Raw genomic sequence first — 15,984 nt, 5'->3', positions numbered from 1 at the left:
ACACCCGCTCCTCGGCCGGATACTGCGTAGATTTTTCTCAGATAAACCCGCACCCTTTCCCGCCTGGCGGGTGATCTTCATCTATCCTGGAATGCGTGTCTGCGAATTTGAAAAAACATCTAGCAACGTTGTCGAAGCGTGGCCGCAACCGAGTTTTGGTTGGCGACCTTGACTATGCCGGAATCACCGGCAAGGTTTATACCCCCGCGGAGGGCCAGAGCCTGCCCGCGGTGGCTTTTGGCCATGACTGGATGCACAAAATTAAGGATTACCACGCCACCCTGCGCCACCTGGCTAGCTGGGGCATCGTCGTGGTAGCCCCCGATTCTGAGACCGGCCCCTTCCCCGACCACCGCAACCTAGCTGCGGATATGGAATCCGCGTTGCAGATTGCCGCCGGGGTAAAGCTAGGCTCCGGAAACATTACGGTCTCCCCGGGCAAGCTCGGCATGATTGGCCACGGCATGGGCGGTGGCACCGCCGTGCTTGGGGCCTTGGACAATAAGAAAGTCGCCGCCGTCGCCGCTATTTACCCCTCGGTCACCTCCCCCTCTGCGGTGCAGGCTGCCCGCCGCATTGACACCCCGGGCCTAGTCATCGGTTCCGGCCAAGAAGACATCTTCAATGCTGGCAACCCCGCCAAGCTGGCCTATAACTGGCGTGGCCCGGTGTGCTTCCGCGCCGTCGACAAGGGTAGCCAGGCTGGTTTTACCGAGGATCGCCTGCGCAAGTTGGCCATCGGAACGGCTGCTTTCCAGTCCGGCCCTACCGAAATCACCCGCGGTTTGCTCACCGGCTTCCTGCTGGCCACCCTAAATGATGATTCCACCTACGCCGCCTTTGCAGATCCAGAGGCAAGCGCGAAGAAGGTAGAAAGCCTGGTAGGCGAAGACTTGGCCGAGCGCGCCGGCGTAACCCGCGACGCCTAAGGCTTTAGCCCCGCCGCAGCACTGATTGCACCTGCCCCGACGCGTTTCGTGAACGCGCCGGGGCAGCGCCATATCGGGGCCTGGGCGCCGCTGCTTGTCGACGCCCCACTTGCCCCTTCTCCCTCCGTGCCTCCTGCATGGCCTTATCCGCGGATTTTTCAAGCTCGTCTTGCGCTTTCGCCAGCGTTTTTTCAAATTCCAGCAAGCGTTTAGCCGTCCTTTCTCGAAAGCCCTGCGCAAACTCTGCGAAATCATTATTCATTACCACTGCCCTGCCTTTCGTGCCTTAATGGATGGTTCTTCTGGTGCGGGTGCCGCCTCCTGCTGTGGCGCTGGCGCTGGATCCGGTACAGGTGCTGGGTCCGGTGCCTGGCTCGGTGCTGGGCCCTGCTCAGGTGCTGGCTCAGAAGCCGGTGCCGGGGCCTCCGCTGGACCGGCGGCTTGGAGGTGAGCCACCTTCTCTGGCGGCGGCGTTGGCTCCTCTACCTGAGACAGCTCTGGGGGCGGTGTTATGACTCCGTCATCACCAGTCGGTTCAGGTTCAGGGCAAGGCTCCGGTTCTGGCTCTGGCTTAGGCTCAGGGCAGGGATCAGGCTCCGGCTCATCTACAGTCTCGGGTTCGGGTTCTTGCACCGGACAATCCAGTTCGGACATGTTCTCCAAGCACTGTGCAGCGCCTTCCACTATGAGGCCCACTCCCACCAATGCGATTCCGGCTCCGACCAGGCCGAGGCTACCGCTACAGGAGGATTCGATCTCACAGCCTCCTGAGCTGGCTTGGCTCTTATCCACGCATTCTTCAGTACTCTCCGCGGTATTGTCTGGGCACAGAGGTTCCTCGCTTGTGCCCGGTTCAGAAGCGGGTTCGGTATCCATTTCTGGCTTGAGCTTCGGCTCTGGATTAGCTTCTGGCTCGGGACATGGCTCTTCTACCCGCTCCGGCTGTTCTGGCGGCTCCTGCGGCGGAATGATCTCCGCCTGTGCTGGCTTAGTGGTCCCTACTTCGCACTCCGGCTGTACTGTCCGCTCGGTGTTTGACTGCTCGGTGCACTCACAGCAGTGGCACCCAGCACCATGCTCTGATGAGGTCTCCGTGTGCATTTCCGTCTCGGCTGCAGGCTCCGGTGCAGGGCATGCCTCAGGTGGAGTAGGCGTTGGTGAAAGAGGCGTCGGTTGTGGCGGCTTGGAAGTGGCATGGTGTGATTCCGGCTTGGAGTCAGGCTCTGGCATGGGCTTGGACTCTGGTGGGCACTCCACTTGGGCAGGCTCGGTGGACTGCGGAGGCGGGCACTCTTCCTTCGGCATCGGCTTGGTGGGAGCTGGGGTATCCGGGCACTTTTCTACTGGTGCGGGGCAGGCATCATCTGTAGGCTTCGCCGGCTTCGGAGATTCTTCTGGCAATGGGCGCTCACAGACGCACTCACAGCGCGATTCAAACTCGCTATAACAGGATTCGATCGCATCATCGCGGTCGCGGCAGGTGCTGGCGATATTGTGATTTGTCTCCTCAATAATTTGCCCCCCGATCGTGGAAAGAATCGGGATGATGAACCTGGCTAAAGGGTGTTTGGTGGCGACCATGGACAAAATATTTAACAGTGGGATGACCGCAGAGACGAGCTCGGTAAGGGCCGTGTCAGAGACATCAACGACGTCAGCAATAGCGCCTGAGCACTGCTCCGCCGAGCTAGTCAGATGTGCGGCATCTTGGCGGTCAATGTCGAAGTCTTCCTGCACGCCGCACAGGTGCTCACGCATGGCGCCCTGAGCAACCTCGGAATCATCCTGCTGCAAATAGCCCGCTAGTCCAGCACCGCCTCCCTTCGGGCGATTGCCGCCCACTGCCGCAACGGTATTTTTCACCAAATTTTCGGGCGCAATGCCATCAACCGCACCGACTAACTCTCCTAGTAGATTCATCGGCATGCTGGGGCCCGAGTAGCTGCCCAGGCAGGCGAATTGGAATTGAGAAATAGCGTTAGAGTAGTCCCCCAACAGGGATTTTGTCAGCGTACTCACTTGCTGCCAGCCTCCCTACCGCGTGCAAAGGAGCTGCCAAAGGACTTATCAAAATCGGCGAAGGCGCGCACCTGTTCATGAGCGGCGTGGGCGGTGGCGGATAAATTATCCAACCTCTGCCCGCCGCGCTCATGGATGCGCGCCAAGACATCACGAATGCGCTCACCGTGGCCGCCAAAATTGCGTCCAGCCGCGGCCACCGGAAAATCCGGTACCTCGGCCCGGTGGGCATCGCGTTGCTCGTCGTTATCGGCTACGACCTGCCGTAGTGCGGACATCGCCTCCAAGGGGCGAAGAAAAACCTCAGACACTTGTGTATTCCCCCAAATCCATATGCGGTAAAAGTTCTCACCTTCATTGGACTGGGGATTGCGCCAAATGGTTCCCTCGGATTATAAAAATCTTCCACACTAAGCGGTGACTCTAGACCGAAGAAACGATGGCGGAAAGCCTCCCTGCAACCTTGCGGGCCTGCTCCTTGTCCGCAGTCTCTACCATGACGCGGAAAACTTCCTCGGTGCCGGAAGGTCGCAGCAGGACGCGGCCGGTCTCGCCGAGTTCTTCCTCGGCCTGAGCGATGGCTTCTTGTACTTCGGGGGCATCCATGATGACGCCCTTATCAGAAACCGGCACGTTGATGAGCACCTGCGGTAGCACGGTCATTACCGATGCTAATTCCTTTAGGGACTTCCCGGACTTGGCCATGCGCGCCATGATAGACAGGCCGGTAAGGGTGCCGTCGCCGGTCGTGCAATCATCCGTCAACACCACGTGGCCGGACTGCTCGCCGCCCAAGGAGAAATCGCCGCGGTTGAGCTCTTCTAGAACATAGCGGTCGCCTACTGCGGTGTGACGCACCTCGATGCCTTGTTCCTGCATCGCCAGCTTCAGGCCTAGGTTGGACATCACGGTTGCTACCAAGGTGTTATAGCGCAGGTCATTATCATCCTTCATGCCCACGGCCAACAGCGCCATAATCTGGTCGCCGTCAATCACATTGCCCTCGGCGTCCACAGCCAAGCAACGGTCGGCGTCACCATCGTGGGCCAGGCCCAAATCGGCGCCATGCTCGACGACGGCCGCCTGTGCCTTTTCAATATGCGTCGAACCGCAGTCCTCATTGATATTAAAGGCGTTCGGCTCATTGTGGATAGCAATAACCTCAGCCCCGGCCGCCTCATAGGCGATGGGAGCAACCTTGGAGGCCGCACCATTGGCGGTATCTACGACCACCTTGATGCCGCTCAAATCCGTGGAGACCACTTCCTTTAAATGGTTGAGGTAGCGCTCGCGTCCGTCTGGCGCCTCCGAAATGATGCGCCCCAACTTGGTGCCAGTCGGGCCGTCCTCAGTGAGGTTTTCCATAGTGGCCTGAATCTTGTCTTCTATTTCGTCCGGTAGCTTCTTGCCGCCGGCGGAGAAAAACTTAATGCCGTTATCCGGCATAGGGTTGTGGGAGGCAGAAATCATTACGCCGAGATCCGCGCCATAATCATCCGTCAGGTAGGCAATCGCCGGGGTCGGCAACACGCCCACGCGCACCACGTCAACGCCGCGGGAGGCCAAACCGGAGGCAATCGCCGCATCCAGCATCTCGCCGGAAACGCGCGGGTCGCGACCAATAATGGCCAACGGCCGACGCTCATAGGATTCCCGCTGGGCGGTGAATACCTCCGCAGCGGCCTGGCCTAGTTGCAAGGCCAGAATCGGAGTCAGCTTCTTGTTCGCGAGGCCGCGAACGCCATCGGTTCCAAAAAGTCGAGTCATGCAGTCAATTATGCATGCCTGTGCCCAGCGATTGCATGTTGGGGCAGTTTAGGCGAAATCAAGCTTTTGGTTTATCGACAGGTTGAGCAATATTCCTTCCACCCGCGCTTCCATAAAACGACGAAAGCCGCCTCCTCCAAAAGGGAAGCAGCGGCATTCTCGGCGTTTGCGCGCGCAGTAGAAGCGAGATTAACGCTTGGAGTACTGCGGTGCGCGACGTGCCTTGTGCAGACCAGCCTTCTTACGCTCAACTGCACGAGCATCACGGGTGAGCAGACCAGCCTTCTTGAGGGCGGTGCGGTCACCTGGGTTGTAGATGTTCAGTGCACGAGCGATAGCCAGACGCAGGGCGCCAGCCTGACCGGTTGGGCCGCCGCCGTTGACGGTGACCTTGAGGTCGAACTGGTTCTCGCGCTCCAGCAGGGTAAGCGGCAACAGGATGTCCTGCTGGTGCAGCTTGTTCGGGAAGTACTCGCCGAACTCGCGGCCGTTAACCACGATCTGGCCGGAGCCAGCAACGAGGCGAACACGAGCGACGGCGCGCTTACGGCGTCCGACGGTCTGGATCGGGCCCTCGTGTACCGGAGCGGCAGCCTCAACCTCTTCGGTCTCGGCCGGTGCGATGGAATCACCGATGGTGTTGGTGAACTCTTCGGTAGCGGCGCTTGCTGCAGCGATGTCAGCAGCGTCGGCTACGTTGTTGTCGATGTTCTGCTCAGACATTACTGTGCCACCTGCTTAAACTCGAAGGTTTCCGGCTTCTGGCCGGCGTACGGGTGCTCTTCGCCTGCGAAGACGTGCAGCTTCTTGATGGAAGCGCGGGAGAGCTTGTTGTGCGGCATCATGCCGGCAACGGCTTCTTCGATAACGCGAACCGGGTTGGCGTCCAAAGACTGACCCAGGGTCATGGACTTCAGGCCGCCCGGGTAGCCGGAGTGACGGTAGCGCATCTCGCGGCCGCGCTTAACGGAAGAAACGTGGATCTTGTCAGCGTTGAGGATGATGACGTGGTCACCAGCGTCAACGTTCGGTGCGAACTGTGGCTTGTGCTTGCCGCGCAGCAGGTCTGCAACGGTGGAAGCGAGCTTGCCCAGCACCACATCAGTAGCGTCGATGACGTACCACTTGCGGGTGATGTCACCGCTCTTTGGGTGGAAAGTAGACAATTTGACTCCTTGAAAGTCTGTCTCGGAACTGCCGGCCAGCGCTAAGCATCCATCCACTCCCGTACAGCGGCCGGTGGAGACCTGCAGGGAGCGCTTCGTCAGCTGCTAACCGACGAGCGAACACATAGGTCTCCTACCCTACTTGCTGACCCGCTCGAAAACCAAAACGCCGAAACCGGTACCTTCCGCGGCTCAAACGGAAGGTACCGGCTCGTGGGTGTGGGCTAGAAAGGTACGACTTGAAAAGGTGGAAGAGAGGAAAAGAGGTGTTGGTCAAAAAGTGCTCACGCTGCAATCTTTTGCCAAGACTGCGGCTGCGTCCGCCTCCTGCCACTCAAGTGTGGTCAGTGGCACCGCAAGCTCGGCCAAGACAGCCTGAAACAGTGCAGGCGGGGCGCGGATCTAACCCCAGCTTGCGGCGGCGCGACGATTGACGTCACTCATTGCATCATTGCCCTGAGAGACGGTCTTGGAGATGGTCGCGAGCACGGTATTGAGTTCCTGAGATGCCTTGTCCCACTTGGCCTGTGCCTGGTTATAAGCCACTGCGGACTCGCCCTCCCAAGTGCTCACCATCGGCTGCAGCCGCGCCTTCAGGTCTGCCAAGGTGCTGTTGATGCGACCTGAGGTAGCGTTGATATCAGCTGCGGCGGAAGAAATGGCACCGAATTCGTACTTGATCTCGGACATGTGGTGGTGGATTCCCTTCTGTAAATCTATAGGTTTTGGTCAGTGGACTAGAGAACTGTGCAGTGCGGTTTAGAGGGCGAGGCCGCCACCAACATTGGAGAATGCCTGGGCGTTTTCTGCTTCCACGTTGTCGAAGTTGTGGGCGTTGCTGCGGATATTGTCAGAGATAGAGGCCAATGCCTCGCGCAGCTGTTGTGCAGAGGTGTTGTAGCGCTGCATCAGGTCATCGAAAGAGACCTGGGCTTGGCCTACCCAGCTTCCGCGCACAGAGTCGACGACTCCCTGCAGGCGGGTGAGCTCGCCTTGGACTTCATCATTGGTGTTATCGACTTTGCCGGCGGTGGCAACCATGACATCGGCTTGTGTCTTGAAAGTCTGAGACATAAGAGTGCGCCCCTCCTTAGGGCGGATGAGATTGTGTATATTCCCCCGAAAAAGCATCTGTGCTTTCTCATCTTTATTGGACTGAACTTTCCACCAAACGGTTCCCGCCTGGGGCAAAGTTTTTAAGACTATTTTTTGACCAGGCTTTCCGTAGCCATGCGGCAGGCTGCCTTTTGCACAGCATTGGAATTGTGGCGGGTATGGCACCCCACAGACATCTGATGCCCACGGTCTTCCCAGGTAGTCCACTCCACCAAAGAGCCGTCCCCTGGGTCTTCGGTATAGCTCAGGCGCCCGGCCTTATCGGTGGCATCGCGTAGCGCCGGGTCTTCGTCGACCTGCGCGCGGATTTCTTTAAAAAGTGCATCCGCCGGAACGTTAAACATTTCATCCGCCGCCAATAGGATACGCAGGTTCGGATCCTCCCCGGTGGCGGTAACCAACCCATCTTCTACCTTGGTATGAAACCCGGTGGGAACGACCACAAACATCCCCTCAATATCTAGATGCTTCTCCCCTGGATTTAATTCGTTACCACCTGGTTCTGCAGTATCCACGGCACTGGACTCTGGCGAGTTGGGCACGGATTCCATTGCGCTGTCGCGGCCCGGCTGTGCGGCGCGTGGTTGTGGGCGGGAATCACCTGAGGCGGCATCACTGTCTGCTGAATCTCGTGCGCCGATAGCCCACCAGGAAGCTCCGGCAACGGCAATAATGACCACTGCAATTGCGAGGTGGAAGATATCAATAGCCCCGAGCCAACCGCGCAGCCGGTCGGACCAGCTTGGTGTTACTGGCTCATCATAGGCTGGCGCTTCCATCACTCTGGTGGGAGAAGCTGGTTCCGCAATCTCCGTAGCCGGATGAGTAGGGGTTCCAAATGAGGTTGACGTAGCTAACGAGGAGATAGCTGGTTCTGGGTCAATGAGCCGCACCCCGGTGACTTCCAATTGCCGGCTGACAATGGTGGTGGCCTCCTGCGCAATGTCCGTGCCGGACGAGTCTGCCACCACGCAAGCTTCCACGTCGGGCCAGGACGGCCCGGCCAACTTTGAAATCTGATCCATGACCTGCCCCAAAGCCCAACCTTCCACGATGCCGGTACCCGGCAGGTCGTAGCGGTATACCGAATCAGGCCCTTCAAAAATGGTGGCCGCGTCTAGGATCGTGACGGTAATTGGTACAGCGTTAGTCTCCCCACCGTCAGTGATTGGGGCGCCGGTATGCGAATTCGCGCTGAGGTTGGTGGTCATTTACTTCTCTCCTTCTGGGTACACCACTTGGGCGACGCCGAGGTTTTCACCCCGGATGCTCCACTGACCGCGGCCGGGTGGTTGTTGGCTGGGTTTAAGGCCAAAGATGGTGCCTTCGTCCCGGTCGGCGTCGAAAAGCAGCAACGCTGGTTGAAGATCGCGCACTGCAGAGAAGAATTGGCCGAAAAGGGCGCGGCCAATGCCACCGGACTTGCGAGCGACGATGAGATGCAGGCCAATGTCGCGGGCGTGCGGGAGTAGCTCCAGGAGCGGTGAAAGGGCAATATCGCTCAGCAGGTCCGCATCGTCGATGACTAAGTAGATATCTGGGCCCTTCCACCAGTCTCGTGCGGCGAGCTGCGCTGGGGTAATATCCGGGCCCGGCAGGCGGGATTCCAGTGTCCGGACAGTATCGAGAATGGTCTCTTGTGCACTTGTCTGCGTTGCGGCATAAGCGGCAACCATGTCTTGGTTCAAAGTTCCCAAGTGGGCCCGCCGCTGGTCGATGACCACAAGGCGAGCGTCTTCCCGCGCGAAGGCGCAGATACCGCGCATTATTTGTGCCAAGAAGGTGGACTTGCCGCAACCCTGCGCTCCTATTGCCACTAGGTGCGGCTCGCGCGATGGATTCCACGTCAGCGGATCGAGATCCCGTCCGCCGATGCCCCAGGCGATCTCGCCGTCGGGAATTTCCCCTTGAGTAGCAAGGGCAGACGGGGTGAGTACCGCGGGCAGCATCTTGAGTTGCGGAACTGGATCGGCTGCGGTATGAACGCGGCAAATGTGGGCGATGTCCTGGTTTGATGTGCGAGCTAGGAGCATATTCTCTCCGGCCAAGGTGAGCCCGCGGCCCGGCGCGCTGGGTAGCTTCTGCTGCAACTTGCGGTCAATAAGCGAATCCAAGGACTCACCAAGGCGCAGCTCAAGTCGGTTCGCTATGAGATCGCGGATAGCGGGGCGCATCGTGGTCCACCGCGAGGTGGCAATGACGACATGCACGTGGGCAGAGGCGCCATCGGCGACTATCTCTGTGACTTTCTCCGCTATGTCTTCAAACTCCGCGCTGGAGGTGCCAATGTGGTGCCAGCCATCGATGACGAGGAAAGTTGCGCACTGTTCCGGGCGGCGAACAAGACCGGCTACTTCGTCCACAATGCGCCGCACCTTTTCCCCCTCCTCACGCCCGGCAACTCCGGCAACGTGGGGCAGTCTCTCCAGAGACGCTAGCTGACCGCCACCCAAATCGATGACGTAGAAGCGTGCCGCCTTGGGGCTATGCCGTAGCGCCAGAGCCGAGACGATGGTGCGCAGCGCACTTGATTTTCCTGACTGCGGGCCGCCGCATAAGGCCATGTGCCCGCCGTGCTGGTGGAAATCAATTATCAGCTCATCTTGGCGTTGGTAATACGGTCTATCAATAATGCCGACGGGAGCCAGCAGCGTCCCGTTACCTGCAACAGACGACGAGGCGCCCACGTCCGCTCCGCTAGACAGTCCGGGTAATGCAGATAGCTCAATGACCGGTGGTAGCGGCGGCAGCCAGATACGGTGCGCCGATTGATCACGCAATCGGGCTTCTTCTGCCGCGGCACGCACGACCTCGCTAAGCACAGTGGTGGTGTCATCGAGAACAACCACAGGGCTAGTGCTTTCTTCCTCCTCTGCCCAACCTCGAAAGAACTGCACGCGGCCGCGGGCTACGGCGGGTCCGTCCCCATGAGCTTCAGCTATCGCCCGGCGCGGCACGGGCCCAGAAACATAGGAGGCTTGGAAACGAATCAACGCCTCGGCATCAGACTTGAGGTAGCCCGCGCCGGGTTGGCCGGGCAAATGGTAGGCATCGGTCACGCCCAATACTTGACGGGATTCCGCCGAAGAGAAGGTTTTTAGCCCGATTCGGTAGGACAGGTGGGAATCCAGCCCCCGCAACCGGCCTTCTTCAAGTCTTTGAGAGGCTAAAAGCAGGTGCACGTGGAGACTGCGCCCCAAGCGGCCAACGGCAACGAAAAGTTCCGCAAAATCAGGGTGCTGGCCCAAAAGCTCCGAGAACTCGTCAACAACAATGACCAAGGCGGGCAGTGGCCCGTGCTCGCGTACTGCAGCGGCGGAAGCGTTGTACTCGCTGACGTTGGCGAAGTTTCCGGCGGTGCGCAACAACTCTTGGCGGCGGTTCATCTCACCGGAGATGGCATCGTACATGCGCTCTACCAGCGTAGATTCCTCTTCCAAGTTAGTAATCACTGCAGAGGTATGCGGCAGGTGGTCACATCCTAAGAAAGTAGCGCCGCCTTTGAAATCCACCAGTACGAGGTTCAGCTCGTCCGGACTATGGGTAGCTGCAAGCGCGGTGACGAGGGTGCGTAGGAGCTCCGACTTGCCGCTGCCGGTCGCGCCGATGCACAGGCCATGCGGGCCCATGCCACCGTGGGCAGATTCCTTAAGATCCACCGTGACGGGTTGGCCGACCGTATCGATGCCGACGGGCACCATGAGGCGCGCCGAGCCTTCTCGGCCATGCCACATGCCGCTGGCCGCTAGTTCTTCCACGTCGCGATAGCCTAAAAGGCCCATGAGGTCACTTCCATGGCGGCCAGAGGTGCTATCGGGCCGGCGAAAGGAAGCCATGCTGCGCGCAAGCAATGTCGCAGCGGCCACGCTCATTCCATCGGGAGCCCCTAGTTCTTCCACCCCGGCTGCGGTGACTACCTGCAAGTGCTCCCCTGCCACCAGGCTTAGGCCTTCGTGCTCGGCACGTACCCCCAGCGCCGAAGACGGCGCCCCTGCGACCTCGATGATGGTGGTGTAAGAATCATCGTGGAAAAAATCCTCGGTGCCCGTAGTCAGCACGCCATCGACAATGAGGATGCGAAAGCGTGCCTTCTCCGGCGTGCGAGCGTGGGGCAGCCACTTTAGCCATTCCCACGGCCCACCACGAGCCTCGATGCCGCAAGCTTCTGGGCCATGCGCCAATGCCATCTGGAGGACCATAGCGCGCACCATATCGCGGGCGGGATCCGCAGGCTCTTCACCTCGCGTCGACGCCGTACCGGAAACAGAAAGAAAGCGAAAAGCCTGCAATTGAATAACCACCGGCATATCGGGCACGGTACCCACCGCTTTGATGGTCTGGCGCATGCTCACTGCACACACTGGGTCTAAGTCCTCGGTGGCTCCAGAATCCGGCACGTTGATGGGAGTGCACAGCGTGGTAGGCCCAGTTCCTACGCGTACCTCGAGGGCATCCGAGTCATCGGGGCCGCGCTCCCACATGCGACGCGAGCCTATCAGCGCGCTAAGCTCTTCCGGTGCGGGGTGGCGATAGTTCTCATGTGCGCGCTGCGCAGAAGCGTTGCATAGGGCCTTTTCCCGTAAGGCTTTGATGTGGCGCAGGTAGGTGCGTCGGGTTTCATCAGGATCCTGCCCGCTGTTATTGGGCCCAAACATCATCGCCATGCTCGCCAGCATCATCAGCGGAAACATCAAGGCCATCGGGCTTATCTGCCGGGAATCTCCCGCACCAAGCACCATAAGGGCGACCATGCCAAGCATCGCCGCAATCATCACCACCGGAAGGAGCAGCCGCACCAGCGGTACCGGTTGTGGGCGTACTGCCTCTGGGACCTCCTCGGCCTCAATGCTCCCGGTGGGCAGCGGCGGTGCAGCATCCCGCAATGGCATGGTCAACGGCTCAATTACACGGGTATCCCCGATCCCAAGCATGCTTAGGTAACCTCCCCCGAGCCACGCGCCAGCGCCCTTAGCCCCCTGCCAAGATTCCTCGCGCTGCGGTGGACACGTCGCCACTAGTAAGCCACAATATGTGGCATTGGGCAAGGGGGACGCCCACAATCCATTGACTTTCGGGGGAATAATGACTACTGCTACAGCGCACCACCTGCGCCTTACCATCCGCATTCACGCCGGTACATTCCACAAAGAGGCGGACGTGGCACTACCGTTGAGTTCCAGCGTGGGCGAGCTTTTGGCTGAAATCACGGACTTAGTGGATGCGCCCACGATTTCCGAGCCCTGGCGCGCCAGTACTGTTTCTGGCCGCGCTATCGATCTCACCGCCCCGCTGGCCGCCACTCCACTTACCGAAGGCGCCATCCTGGTTATTAGTCCGCGCGAGCGCCGCCCTGCGCCGGTGATTCGAGATGCAGCAGAATCGCTTGCCGCCGCGGCCGAGGAGGATACTACCGCTGCCCTTCCTGTTGTTTGGGCGTGGGGAGGGCTACTTGCCGCCTTCGCTTTGCTCTGGGTTAGCACCCTTCCCCTTGCGGCGTGGGCGGCGCTGGCCGCAGGAGCGCTTTTGCTCGCCCTGTGGATCCGTGTCCTGTCGCTGGTGCACCTTAGCTTGGTGGCCAGCATGGCGTGCGGCTGGGTGATAATTTCGCCCTCGCTGGATGAGGCGCCTTTTGCCGCATTTACCGCCTGTTTCACCCTGCTCATCGTGCTACTTGCCTGCCACGTCACCGGGTTAAGCACGGTTCGCACCAGCTCTGCGGCACTCACTGTCTCGGCTCTCATCTTCATCGCGGCATTGGGGTATCTGCTGCCTGGACCAAAGGCAGGACTACACGCCAGCCACGGTACGGCGGCCGCTGCCTGTGTCATCATCGCCGGCATTATTATGCTGGCCACTGCCCCTGCATTGAGCATTGCTACTGCTGGCCTCAAGGTTCCGCAGCTGCCCACGGCCGGCCAAGATCTTGCGGTATCCGATGCTAGCCAGCCGGATGTCGATAGCCGCGCGTGCCGCGCCAGCAGCGCCTACGAGGGAATGTGCTGCGGCCTGTCACTCTGTCTTATTCCGGCGCTCATCGCTCTCTCGTTTACAGGCAGTGGTCCGGCCCTATCGCCGACCCATGGCGCGCCTGATTCTTTCACCGAGTACATTTCGGTGCTTTTTGGAACTGAGGGCTCCGGCGCGGGCTTCGTCCAAGCACTCTGTGTTACTTCCGCGGGTGCCGTAATTATGCACGCCTCCCGGCACGGTCGTGCGCTAGCCAGTTGGGCACTCATGGTTTTGGCAATTGCCGCGTGCCTGGCTACTTGTCTCTGTGCCACCCACGCGATAGTAGATTCCGGGCTCGCACATGCTTGGGCACCAGCCTTGATTTCCGGTCTCGTTCTCATCGCTATGATTAGTGCCCCGCTGTGGGCGTCCAAGGTGGCGGGGCTAGAACCCACCACCATCGCTTGGTTTGAGCGCATCGAATCCCTAGCTATTGCCGCCAGCTTGCCACTCGCCGCCCACCTAACCGGCGTTTTCATGCTCATCAGGGGTATCGGATGATGCGCAGTCTACCTACTACATTGTGGATAAGCCCGGCGCTTCTTGCTTGCATAGCTGTGGCAATACTTCCCGTTACCTTAGGTGCTGCGGCATTAGTAACCGCTCCCGATGCGACCGCACGTGAACCGGACCGCGAATGCGCAATCGCGCATTCCTCACCGCTTTCGCCCCAACCTAGCGAGGATCAGCTCAACTACCGCGCCCGTCTGCACTCCTTTGCCACCGGGGAGGGCGTAAAGGTTGCCGTTATCGATACCGGCGTGGCTACCCACGATCAGCTGCGGCACCTCAGCGGCGGCGCGGACCTTATCGCGCCGGAGGAACCGGAGCCGCACCGCGACTGCGACCTGCACGGCACCGTCGTAGCCGGTATCATCGCCGGCCACGATATTGGTATCGCGCCACGGGCGGAAATCTACGCTGTGCGCCAAACCAGCGCGCATTATCGCCAAGAGCGAGAAGACAATACCACCGGCTCGCTAGATACCTTGGCCCAAGCGATTGATGACGCCGCCGATGGCGGCGCCCGCATCATCAATATCTCCGTTGTTTCTTGCGTCCCGCCGGATGTGGCCGCCCAGGTGGATACTTCCCGGTTGGACGGTGCTTTAGCACATGCGGAAGAATCTGGATCCGTGGTAATTGCCGCATCCGGCAACGCTTCTTCCGGTAGCTGCGAGATGGGTGACCGAGTATTTCCAGCGGATTCGCCCACAGTGCTCTCAGTAAGCGCCCAAGCGGATTCGCACGAGCTCGCTGACTACTCTCTGAGTTCGGCGGATGGCCCACAACTGGCCGCGCAAGGATTTGTACCACTCGCGCTCAATCCCGCCGGCGGATGGGCCGACGGCAAAGAGGGCACGGACGGCACGTCCCAATTTCACGGCACCTCCTTTGCCGCGCCGGTAGTCAGCGGCACGGCGGCCCTACTGGCGCAGCGTTTCCCCGATGACAGCCCGGCCGCCCTGCGTAAACGCTTAGAAGACGCCGCGGAGCCGGGACACGGATTCGTCGACCCGCTCACGGTGCTCACCCACGTGGAATCATCCACGCTCGGAGATACCCGAGCAATGGCTATCCGCCCCGCCGAAAAGAGCACATCACGCGCACCTATGCACAGTGCATGGGTACTCGGCGGGTTGGCGTTGGCGCTAGCCGCGTGGGCAACGTGGCGCGGGCTGTGGTCTAAGAGCTGACCTGCAGCGCCTGCTCCCGGCTAAGCGCCGAGCCTTCCGGCAGCAAACGCAGAATCTCCCAGGGCACCCGCGCGCCTACACCAGTGCCCAGCGCCTCTAAGGTCTCTTTATCCTTGACCTCGTGCCGCTGACCCGTCGGTGCAACCACGTGGTAGCCATGACCGCTATCTACTCCTACGCCTCCGCCGTTGAGACCACCAAAGCGCTGCGCCACCGCCTCACCAGCCAAGGCTACGGTACCCGCTTGGGCAGGTACCACTTCCCCGCCGCCCTCATTACTCGCACACATCCAACCATCGTCTGGGCTCACAAAGCGGAAAGTGGTGGAGGGAAGGTTGAGGTTTAAGGGGACGTCGGCAAGCGCAGCAATCTCCTGGGCCGTGGATGTCGCCGTCTTGGCGCCTAATCCAATAAGCATCTGCGCCTGCGTGGGCGTAAGCTCGGCGACGCCATCGGGTGTGCGCGCCCATAGGCCCTGGCCTGTGTCTACGACCTCCGGCGGCTGCGCCGGAAAATTCAGCGGAGGCAACTCCGCAAAAGCATTGAGCAGCTCAGGCGGCATGGGCCAGGCGTGGGTGCCGTCGTCCACACCAATCGCGCGACGCACCACACGCCCCTGGGTGCTAGAGGGATCAGGCAACGCCACCCGGCCGTCCTGAGTAATAAGCCACTGCGTGCCTTCGGTCTCCACCAATGCGGCGCGCTCCGGCCCTAGGCCTTCCTGGTCGGGCTCGGCAAGCACGATGACCTCTTGTGCAGCAACCTGGTGGCCGCCGATGCTAGTCGGGTTTTCCGCCCCTGAGGACTCCTCTTTACCTGCCAAACAGGCCGCCCAGCGCTGCTGCGGAGTCTCGCTGGCAGCCGCAAGGTACCCCGGGGCATCCGCGATCCCTACCGGGGACCCCAGAAGCGCGTCGTGCAGGTGTTCATCCCCTATCGCCTGAGCCTCGGCAGCCTGACCGGCGATGATGCGCGCAGAAGCCAAGTTGAAGACTGGGTGGTAGGTATCATTGACATCCACAAATAGCTGGCCTTGCTTCGAGCGCACGATGGGCGCATCACCCGGCTGTGGGCTCGGTTGCAGCCATGCGAGCATGCCGGAGCCCACCGCAAGGAAGGCTACGCCCACTCCGCCGAAAAGCAGGGCCTTGCGCCGCCTTGCCAAAGGATCATGAATCATCCTGATATCGCCCAATACGAGCCCGTGCTCGACGCGGCGGCGCAGAAATTTATGCCCCGAAACTTGGGCCTTAGTAGTAGGCAGCGGACGTGCCATGATTT

Annotated in this window: 14 protein-coding genes; 3 read left to right on the top strand and 11 right to left on the bottom strand. The window is 60.3% G+C overall.

The annotated features are described in order from the left end of the window. Positions 1-95: 95 nt before the first annotated feature. Positions 96-929: a dienelactone hydrolase family protein gene (locus tag ACLI1M_RS02295; RefSeq protein WP_248099814.1), complete on the top strand. Its 834-nt coding sequence runs from the start codon at positions 96-98 to the stop codon at positions 927-929. 4 nt (positions 930-933) lie between these two features. Here the strand turns inward: ACLI1M_RS02295 and ACLI1M_RS02290 are convergent, their stop codons facing one another. The 10 genes from ACLI1M_RS02290 to eccCa form a co-directional block, all read right to left on the bottom strand. After that, a complete protein-coding gene (locus tag ACLI1M_RS02290; RefSeq protein WP_034655755.1) occupies positions 934-1,191 on the bottom strand; it encodes a hypothetical protein in 258 nt (85 codons plus the stop codon). Continuing rightward, positions 1,191-2,948, bottom strand: coding sequence for a hypothetical protein (locus ACLI1M_RS02285; protein ID WP_248099824.1), 1,758 nt, complete (start codon positions 2,946-2,948; stop codon positions 1,191-1,193). The genes ACLI1M_RS02290 and ACLI1M_RS02285 overlap by 1 nt, the downstream gene beginning before the upstream one ends. Beyond that, a complete protein-coding gene (locus ACLI1M_RS02280) occupies positions 2,945-3,259 on the bottom strand; it encodes a hypothetical protein (RefSeq protein ID WP_411706648.1) in 315 nt (104 codons plus the stop codon). Before ACLI1M_RS02280 ends, ACLI1M_RS02285 begins: the two co-directional genes overlap by 4 nt. Positions 3,260-3,371: 112 nt before the next feature. Continuing rightward, positions 3,372-4,715, bottom strand: coding sequence for a phosphoglucosamine mutase (gene glmM, locus ACLI1M_RS02275; RefSeq protein ID WP_411706647.1), 1,344 nt, complete (start codon positions 4,713-4,715; stop codon positions 3,372-3,374). 189 nt (positions 4,716-4,904) lie between these two features. Then, on the bottom strand, positions 4,905-5,438 hold the full coding sequence (rpsI, locus tag ACLI1M_RS02270) for a 30S ribosomal protein S9 (RefSeq protein ID WP_023020604.1): 534 nt from the start codon (positions 5,436-5,438) through the stop codon (positions 4,905-4,907). Then, positions 5,438-5,881, bottom strand: coding sequence for a 50S ribosomal protein L13 (rplM, locus tag ACLI1M_RS02265; RefSeq protein WP_023020603.1), 444 nt, complete (start codon positions 5,879-5,881; stop codon positions 5,438-5,440). Before rplM ends, rpsI begins: the two co-directional genes overlap by 1 nt. 402 nt (positions 5,882-6,283) lie before the next feature. Next, positions 6,284-6,571 (bottom strand): WXG100 family type VII secretion target, encoded by a 288-nt coding sequence (locus ACLI1M_RS02260; protein WP_005322746.1) that lies wholly within the window; start codon positions 6,569-6,571, stop codon positions 6,284-6,286. 69 nt (positions 6,572-6,640) lie between these two features. Next, positions 6,641-6,955, bottom strand: coding sequence for a WXG100 family type VII secretion target (locus ACLI1M_RS02255; protein ID WP_023020602.1), 315 nt, complete (start codon positions 6,953-6,955; stop codon positions 6,641-6,643). Positions 6,956-7,083: 128 nt separating this feature from the next. Beyond that, a complete protein-coding gene (locus tag ACLI1M_RS02250) occupies positions 7,084-8,208 on the bottom strand; it encodes a type VII secretion-associated protein (protein WP_200288260.1) in 1,125 nt (374 codons plus the stop codon). Then, positions 8,209-11,928, bottom strand: a complete 3,720-nt coding sequence (gene eccCa, locus ACLI1M_RS02245; RefSeq protein ID WP_284835563.1) for a type VII secretion protein EccCa — start codon at positions 11,926-11,928, stop codon at positions 8,209-8,211. Positions 11,929-12,079: 151 nt separating this feature from the next. On the opposite strand from eccCa, the gene eccD reads away from it, so the two are divergent. Both eccD and ACLI1M_RS02235 read left to right on the top strand, forming a co-directional pair. Further along, the gene (gene eccD / locus ACLI1M_RS02240; RefSeq protein ID WP_200288262.1) at positions 12,080-13,507 is read left to right on the top strand and encodes a type VII secretion integral membrane protein EccD; all 1,428 of its coding nucleotides are present in this window, start codon (positions 12,080-12,082) and stop codon (positions 13,505-13,507) included. A 56-nt stretch (positions 13,508-13,563) separates the two neighbouring features. Then, positions 13,564-14,703 (top strand): S8 family serine peptidase, encoded by a 1,140-nt coding sequence (locus ACLI1M_RS02235; RefSeq protein ID WP_234288126.1) that lies wholly within the window; start codon positions 13,564-13,566, stop codon positions 14,701-14,703. On the opposite strand, the gene eccB is transcribed toward ACLI1M_RS02235, so the two are convergent. Beyond that, positions 14,693-15,979, bottom strand: a complete 1,287-nt coding sequence (eccB, locus tag ACLI1M_RS02230; RefSeq protein ID WP_200288263.1) for a type VII secretion protein EccB — start codon at positions 15,977-15,979, stop codon at positions 14,693-14,695. The genes ACLI1M_RS02235 and eccB overlap by 11 nt on opposite strands. Positions 15,980-15,984: the final 5 nt, after the last annotated feature.

It is taken from the genome of Corynebacterium sp. LaCa54 (assembly GCF_046717495.1).
In the GTDB taxonomy this organism is placed as follows: domain Bacteria; phylum Actinomycetota; class Actinomycetes; order Mycobacteriales; family Mycobacteriaceae; genus Corynebacterium; species Corynebacterium kefirresidentii.
The sequence above is the reverse complement of the archived record's forward strand: the minus strand, read 5'-3'. Positions and strand labels throughout refer to the sequence as shown.

Excerpts from the sequence above, each read along its gene's own strand:
- ACLI1M_RS02290 (WP_034655755.1), bottom strand. The coding sequence starts at position 1,191 with ATGAATAATGATTTCGCAGAGTTTGCGCAGGGCTTTCGAGAAAGGACG.
- glmM (WP_411706647.1), bottom strand. The coding sequence starts at position 4,715 with ATGACTCGACTTTTTGGAACCGATGGCGTTCGCGGCCTCGCGAACAAG.
- rpsI (WP_023020604.1), bottom strand. The coding sequence starts at position 5,438 with ATGTCTGAGCAGAACATCGACAACAACGTAGCCGACGCTGCTGACATC.
- ACLI1M_RS02260 (WP_005322746.1), bottom strand. The coding sequence starts at position 6,571 with ATGTCCGAGATCAAGTACGAATTCGGTGCCATTTCTTCCGCCGCAGCT.
- ACLI1M_RS02255 (WP_023020602.1), bottom strand. The coding sequence starts at position 6,955 with ATGTCTCAGACTTTCAAGACACAAGCCGATGTCATGGTTGCCACCGCC.
- ACLI1M_RS02250 (WP_200288260.1), bottom strand. The coding sequence starts at position 8,208 with ATGACCACCAACCTCAGCGCGAATTCGCATACCGGCGCCCCAATCACT.
- eccCa (WP_284835563.1), bottom strand. The coding sequence starts at position 11,928 with ATGCTTGGGATCGGGGATACCCGTGTAATTGAGCCGTTGACCATGCCA.
- eccD (WP_200288262.1), top strand. The coding sequence starts at position 12,080 with ATGACTACTGCTACAGCGCACCACCTGCGCCTTACCATCCGCATTCAC.
- eccB (WP_200288263.1), bottom strand. The coding sequence starts at position 15,979 with ATGGCACGTCCGCTGCCTACTACTAAGGCCCAAGTTTCGGGGCATAAA.